The sequence below is a fragment of the Rheinheimera riviphila genome (genome assembly GCF_004005945.1).
Classification (GTDB): Bacteria; Pseudomonadota; Gammaproteobacteria; order Enterobacterales; family Alteromonadaceae; genus Pararheinheimera; species Pararheinheimera riviphila.
The window spans coordinates 69,448-76,685 of record NZ_SACS01000024.1 but is presented as its reverse complement, the minus strand read 5'-3'; the positions used below and the strand labels follow the sequence as shown (position 1 = coordinate 76,685).

Sequence of the window (7,238 nt, the reverse complement as noted above, 5' to 3'; positions counted from 1 at the left end):
ATGGCGGACGCAGGAGGATTCGAACCTCCGACCGCTCGGTTCGTAGCCGAGTACTCTATCCAGCTGAGCTATGCGTCCATCTAATCTAAAACAACTGGCGGAGGGAGAGGGATTCGAACCCTCGATAGAGTTTCCCCTATACACCCTTAGCAGGGGTGCGCCTTCAGCCACTCGGCCATCTCTCCGCGCTACGTTGCGGTGCGTATATTAATGTCTCAGGAAAATAAGTCAAACATTTTTTCCTGCTTAAAAGTTTGTTTGCTGACCTTTTAAGCAATCTGAGCAATTAATGACGAAACCGGGTAAAAATCACACAACAAAACAACAAAAACAAATATTTAGCGCAACGGTATTATTGGTCATCATCCGGGGTGTAGCTGCCAGGAGTACCTTTTTCTGCCTGAATTCGCATGTAAATTTCTTCACGATGCACTGATACTTCTTTTGGTGCATTCACGCCAATCCGTACCTGATTTCCTTTCACACCTAATACTGTGACCGTGACTTCATCACCGATCATTAAAGTCTCACCGACCCGACGGGTTAATATAAGCATTCGCTTGCTCCTATCCTTTTTAAAAATCCAGTTTTATTGTACGACGCATTGCCTGAAGGGTGCCGCGTCCATGTCCACAATCATAACCCAGCATTCAAATTTATGAAAATACTGGAATTAACTCTCGGTGGTTACTAATACCTGATGCAGGCGCGCTGCTACTTTTTCAAGGAGCTCGGCTGCGATTAATACTGAAAACCGGCTTTCTGTATGACAAAGTGCCCAAATTTGCACATTCATCTCAAAAAGCAGGCTGAAAATCCTGGCCACTAACATCGGATCAGATTTGATTCCAATCCCCACAATCGACAGTTTAGCAAGGTTCTGGTCGGGATGATGCACAGTAATAACACTATTTTCGGTTATTTTCTGCAATGCATCAGTCACTTGTAGCAAATCTGCTGCTGCCAGACTAAAGCTCATGCTGAGCTGATCCGGCCACTGGCCAGATTGCTGCAACATGTCGGTTTCAATGTTGAGCTCAGCCAGCATACTAACCACTTGCTGCCATTGCGTCGCAGTGATCGCTTCCAGCCGCAGTAAGGTCACCCCGCTTTGTCCGGCAATGCCTGAAATATAAGGCTGGGTCATTAACTTATCCTCATCCACAATCAAAGTCCCGGCGTCCGGTTTAAAGGTCGACAATACCCGCAGCGGCACTTTAAAGCGTCCGGCGTATTCCACCGAGCGCGAATGCAGCACTTTGGCGCCAAGGCTTGCCAATTCCAGCATATCGGTAAATGGCATCAGTGGCAGTCGTCTGGCATCCGGGCAAATTCGTGGGTCGATACTGTAGACGCCATCGACATCGGTATAGATCTGGCACTCGTCAGCGGCAATCGCTGCCGCCAGCGCCACTGCCGAGGTATCAGAACCGCCCCGCCCTAAGGTCGTGACGTTGCCTTCAATATCCCGGCCCTGAAAACCTGCAGCGACCACGATGTGGCCCTGTTCCAGCTCCTGCAGCAAGCGCTGACTATCTACCGCCAAAATCCGCGCTTTGCCAAATTTATTATCGGTGTGGATACAAATTTGGTCGGCCAGCAAAGAGACCGCCGGATAACCGCGTTTAATCAGCGCCATCGCCAGCAATGCCACTGTGACCTGCTCGCCGGTGGCCGCTAAAACGTCGAGCTCACGACTGGCAGCTCGCGGGTCGATTTGTTGCGCCAAACCCAGCAGACGATTGGTCTCGCCTGCCATCGCTGACACCACCGCCACCACTTTATGGCCAGCATGAATGCTGCGGATAATCAGCTCCGCCACCCGTTCAATCCGATCGGTGGACCCGACTGAGGTACCACCGAATTTCTGAACTAATAAAGCCACTTAAATTACAGCTTTGAACTTAAGTAGTCTGGCGCAGCTGCCAATACGCCTGCTAAAGCTGCGACATCGGTGCCACCCGCCTGGGCTAAATCCGGCTTGCCGCCGCCTTTGCCACCAACCTGCTCGGCTGCCCAGCCAATCAATACGCCGGCCTGAACTTTATCTGTCAGATCTTTGGTGACACCAGCAATCAGACTGACTTTGCCGTCTGCCGCAGTAGCGAGCAGAATCACGCCAGAACCTAATTTCACTTTCAGCTCGTCCACCATGGTGCGGAAACCTTTGGCATCAGCACCAGGTAAGTTGGCAATCAGCACCTTCACGCCGTTAATCTGCACCACTTGATCCAACAGTGAAGCACCAGCAGCGCTGGCCAGTTTGGCTTTGAGCTGTTCCAGTTCTTTTTCCAGTGATTTGCTCTTGTCTAAAGCCTGAGTCACGCGCTCGGCAATACTCATCACATCGCCTTTGAGCATGGATGCGACTAACTGCGCTTGTTGCTCTAATTTGTGTAAGTGAGCCACTGCGCCTTCGCCGGTCACGGCTTCAATGCGGCGGACCCCAGCGGCAATACCACTTTCGACCACAATTTTAAACAAGCCGATATCGCCAGTGCGGGCGACGTGCGTGCCACCACAAAGTTCGGTGGAGAATGCGCCCATTGATAACACCCGCACATCGTCATCGTATTTTTCGCCAAACAGCGCCATCGCACCAGCTGCCTTTGCAGCGTCCAGATCCATCAGACGGGTGCTGACTTCGTGGTTTTGCTGAATTTGCTGATTCACTAACACTTCAATGGTGCGAATTTCATCGGCCTTAACAGCCTCAAAATGTGAGAAGTCAAAACGTAACCGCTCAGAACCCACTAACGAGCCTTTTTGCGTGACGTGTTCACCCAATACCTGGCGTAGCGCGGCATGCAATAAGTGCGTGGCCGAGTGGTTTTTCTTGATTGCATCACGGCGAGCACTGTCGATGACGGCTTCAACCCGGTCGTTCAGTTGCAGCGCACCTGACAAAATGCCTTTATGGGCAAAAGCTTTGCCGATTTTTAAGGTGTCGGTCACGGTGAACACACTGCCATCCGCCAGCTTTAATACACCGCTATCGCCAGACTGACCGCCCGACTCGGCATAAAATGGCGTTTGATCCAGAATGATCAATGCTTGCTGACCGTCGATTAACGACGTCACGGCCGCGCCATCCCGCAGAATTTCGACCACAGTGGCATTGCCGTGCTCTTCGGTGTAACCGGTAAATTCGGTGATGTTAGCGGAGGTTAGCGCCTGATTGTAATCAGCGCCAAAGTTCGAGGCTTGTTGCGCGCGTTTACGCTGCGCTTCCATCGCCGCTTCAAAACCGGCCTGATCCACGCTAAAACCACGCTCGCGCGCCACATCAGAGGTTAAATCAATTGGGAAACCGTAGGTGTCGTACAGTTTAAAAGCGATTTCGCCCGGGATCAGGGTACTGTCACCGAGTTGACCCAGTACGTCGGTTAACAGTAACAAACCACGTTCCAGCGTTTTGCCAAACTGCTCTTCTTCCATCCGCAGTACTTTTTCGATAATGGCCTGTTTTTCAATCAGTTCTGGATAAGCTTCGCCCATCTGCACGCCAAGTTCAGCCACTAACTTGCTGAAAAATACCCCTTTTGCGCCCAGCTGATTGCCATGACGCACGGCGCGGCGAATGATCCGTCGCAGTACATAACCACGGCCTTCATTGCTTGGCATCACGCCATCAGCCACTAAGAACGAACAAGAACGAATATGGTCGGCAATAACGCGCAAAGATTTATTATCTAAATCAGTGGTGCCGGTAATCGCCGCAGCAGCTTTGATTAAGCCCTGGAAAATATCAATTTCGTAGTTGCTGTGCACGTGTTGCAAAATGGCCGAAATACGCTCCAGACCCATGCCGGTATCGACGCTAGGTTTTGGCAGCGGTTCCATCCGGCCATCAGCGTGGCGGTTGAACTGCATAAAGACGTTGTTCCAGATTTCGATATAGCGGTCGCCGTCTTCGTCCGGTGAGCCCGGTGGGCCGCCCCAGATATGGTCGCCGTGATCATAGAAAATCTCAGTACAAGGACCACAAGGACCGGTATCACCCATCGCCCAGAAGTTGTCTGACGCAAAAGGTGCACCTTTGTTGTCGCCAATGCGAATGGCGCGATCGGCCGGAATACCAATTTCTTTGGTCCAGATATCATAAGCTTCATCGTCGGTGGCGTAGACAGTGATTAGCAGTTTCTCTTTTGGCAACTGCAGCACTTCGGTCAGGAATTGCCAGGCGTAATGAATCGCATCACGTTTGAAATAATCGCCGAAACTGAAGTTACCCAGCATCTCGAAAAAGGTATGGTGACGCGCGGTATAACCGACGTTTTCTAAGTCGTTATGCTTGCCACCGGCCCGCACACAACGCTGCGACGAAACTGCGCGGTTATAGCTGCGCTTGTCCTGGCCTAAAAATACGTCTTTAAACTGCACCATGCCGGCATTGGTGAACAGCAAGGTTGGATCGTTGCCCGGGATCAATGAACTGCTGGCAACTACCTGGTGATCTTTACTGGCAAAATAATCCAGAAATGCGCGCCGAAGCTGCGCTGATGTCATGTACATATCCAAATCCTAACTGTCGTGATGATATCTGCCCGTTGTTGTTGCCTTATTTGCTGCAACTACTCCGGCTTTAAGGCGTACTGGATTTGCGCGGAGTTAAAACCACGCCGCTGCATAAATCCCATCCGTTTTTGTTTGTCTTGAAAATCTGTGATTGGCTTGTCGGCAAATTTCTTTTGATATTGCGAGAGTGCCAGTTCAAACCAGTCGATTTCGAGTTCCTCGAGCGTTTGCGTCAGTAATTCGCGGTCAATGCCATTTTCGCGTGCCGCCTGCGACACCACTGCCGGGCCGTAGCCTTTATTCACTTTCGCGCGCACCAGCATGGCGCAATAACGACTATCACTCTGGTAATTTTCACTGGTACACCAGTCAATCACTTCAGCGATCACATCAGCATCGCCGCCTTTTAATAGCAATTTTTGCTTTAATTCCTGACGGCTGTGGTCGCGCCGGCTTAATAAATCGATGGCGATTTTTTTAAGTTCGGCCGCACTAGGCGTTATGTCCGGCTTCGCATCAGACTTCAAGGAAACCAGCCTTGTCATCGTCTTTGTCGCCGTCACCGCCGCTACCATCTTGATCAACCGGCGTTAACGCAAAAAACTCGGTGAACGATAAAAAGAAACTGATCGATAATAGCGGCAACACAATGATCCAACTGATAAATAAACTTGGGACGCCGGTGCTGATCAATAAAACTGCCACCACACCGTACACCGACAAAGGTTGTACGTTACGCCAGCACGCCATAAAACTGGCCTGGAAAATCGGTAGCAGCCGGGTCTCTTTCAGAAAGTAGGCAATTGCAATCGCATAGGCAAACAACATCAGCACTAGGGTCATACCAGTGACAAAAATTAATAATAACAAGAAGTTGACATCACCGGCTTGTACTTGCTGAAGCAACTCCTGCCCTAGTATCGTCAGTGGAATGCTGAACAACATATTGGCCGCTGCCAATCGCAAAAATACCGCCCGGCAAGCGGGTTCTTTTAACGGCTGCCAAAACTGCGTCAGACTGACGGTTGCACCTTTTTGACTGGCGACAATACAACGGTACAAACCTGCAGTTAAAAATGGATTTAATAACGCAATCAGCACGCCAACTAAGGGGTGTATTACGCCTAATAACGTCGAAAAGTGAATAATCAACACCAGTTGGATCCATAGACCAGGCTGTTGTTTAAAAAGCACCCAAGCCTGTTGCAACCAACGTAACCCAGCCGCGGCAGGTGCCCGGCGTACCACCAGTTGCAATTTCATTTGATTCTCTCCAAACCCAACATCATCGACACCCTGAACCTTTAGCCGCCATTGGAACACCCATCCGCAGCACCATTTTCGGGTTTTAAAAGCGCTCTATCATACTGCAAAAAATGCTGAATACCAATCGGCAAGGCCGAGACTGGCTTTATGGCAGTTGCTGCGGTTTTGCTGCAGCTGAGCGAGGTGATCGACCAGTTTTTTAGCGCCAACCTCGGCCATTGCCACCCCAAAAAAGGACAAATACCACAAACTTAACGCGAAAACATATTCAAAACGGTACTGTTGATAGTTTAACTTGACACAAAAGATATAAAAATGTTTCAAATATACGCTACTACCCGGTAGCCAAGGGCTATCGCACAGTTTTAACAATAAAATTCACATACAAGGATTGTTATGGACAACACCATACCCGCAGTAAGCAAAGCCCGATCTGGCAGAATTAACTTTAGCGGCCAGGGCGGCGAGTTTTTTGGGATCTGGATCGTCAATATTCTGCTGAGCATTGTCACGCTGGGTATTTACAGCGCCTGGGCCAAAGTACGAACCACCCAATATTTTTACGGACACACCAAAGTTGACGGCCATGCCTTTCGTTATCTGGCAACGCCGATGCAAATTTTAAAAGGTCGTTTATTGGCCATTCTGGTATTCCTGGTGGTGTCGGTGCTCAGCAATCTGTTCCCGCTTTTTGCAATCTTTGCAGCTGTTGCGCTGCTGTTTGTGATGCCTTGGTTGCTGATTATGGGGCTGCGTTTTAACTTACGCATGACCAGCTATCGCAATATCCGGTTTGGTTTTAACGGTAGTTACGGCGAGGCGATGCTGTATTTTATGCTGTTACCTTTTTTAAGCCTTTTTACACTGTACCTGGCGCTGCCTTATGCGATGAAAAAGCTTGATCAATTTGTTTTCAGCAATATCACTTACGGCGGAAAATCCTTTGTCGTCAACACTGAAACCGGTACTTACTATCAAGCAGTGTTTATGGCTATTTTGGTGACGCTGGGGCTGGCGGCGATCGGTTTTATGTTGTCCTACGCCATTTCACCGTTGATTGAAGGAGATATCAAAACAAATCCGCTGTTAATGCTGCCATTATTTGCAGCATATTTTGTGGTATTTACCCTGGCAGGTGCTGTCTATCAGGCGATTATCCGCAATCATTTATTTAATTCTACTGAGCTACCCGAACTGGCCAATTTTAAATCTGATGTGCCAACCGGTAAATTATTTGTCGTGAGCCTGACCAATCTGCTTGCCATCGTCTGTAGCCTTGGTTTGGCGTACCCTTGGACAACCATTCGCATGAGCCGTTTATTAGCCGAACATACTGAAGTGACAGTGCAACCGGCGCTGGATCTGATGCGTGACCAACTGGCCGCGGAATCTTCTGCTTTTGCCGAAGACGCCGCTGGGTTATATGACGCTGATTTTTCATTAACCTGAGTCGA

Annotated in this window: 6 protein-coding genes and 2 tRNA genes; 1 reads left to right on the top strand and 7 read right to left on the bottom strand. The window is 49.5% G+C overall.

Translation table 11 applies throughout. The features are described from left to right. Nucleotide 1: 1 nt before the first annotated feature. From EOE67_RS17705 to EOE67_RS17675, 7 genes are all read right to left on the bottom strand, one after another. Nucleotides 2-78: transfer RNA gene (locus EOE67_RS17705), tRNA-Arg, on the bottom strand. Nucleotides 79-95: 17 nt separating this feature from the next. Continuing rightward, a tRNA-Ser gene (locus EOE67_RS17700) sits at nt 96-185 on the bottom strand. Between the two features lie 167 nt (nt 186-352). After that, nucleotides 353-556 (bottom strand): carbon storage regulator CsrA, encoded by a 204-nt coding sequence (gene csrA, locus EOE67_RS17695; protein WP_068060260.1) that lies wholly within the window; start codon nt 554-556, stop codon nt 353-355. A 117-nt stretch (nt 557-673) separates the two neighbouring features. Further along, the gene (locus EOE67_RS17690; protein WP_127700659.1) at nt 674-1,885 is read right to left on the bottom strand and encodes an aspartate kinase; all 1,212 of its coding nucleotides are present in this window, start codon (nt 1,883-1,885) and stop codon (nt 674-676) included. Between the two features lie 5 nt (nt 1,886-1,890). Beyond that, on the bottom strand, nt 1,891-4,509 hold the full coding sequence (gene alaS, locus EOE67_RS17685; protein WP_420849789.1) for an alanine--tRNA ligase: 2,619 nt from the start codon (nt 4,507-4,509) through the stop codon (nt 1,891-1,893). Between the two features lie 65 nt (nt 4,510-4,574). Next, the gene (locus EOE67_RS17680) at nt 4,575-5,045 is read right to left on the bottom strand and encodes a regulatory protein RecX (RefSeq protein ID WP_206099654.1); all 471 of its coding nucleotides are present in this window, start codon (nt 5,043-5,045) and stop codon (nt 4,575-4,577) included. Next, nucleotides 5,035-5,781, bottom strand: coding sequence for a DUF2189 domain-containing protein (locus EOE67_RS17675; RefSeq protein WP_127700656.1), 747 nt, complete (start codon nt 5,779-5,781; stop codon nt 5,035-5,037). Before EOE67_RS17675 ends, EOE67_RS17680 begins: the two co-directional genes overlap by 11 nt. Nucleotides 5,782-6,180: 399 nt before the next feature. Here EOE67_RS17675 and EOE67_RS17670 point away from each other — a divergent pair, with 399 nt between their 5' ends. Continuing rightward, nucleotides 6,181-7,233: a YjgN family protein gene (locus EOE67_RS17670; RefSeq protein WP_127700655.1), complete on the top strand. Its 1,053-nt coding sequence runs from the start codon at nt 6,181-6,183 to the stop codon at nt 7,231-7,233. The last annotated feature ends 5 nt before the right edge of the window (nt 7,234-7,238 follow it).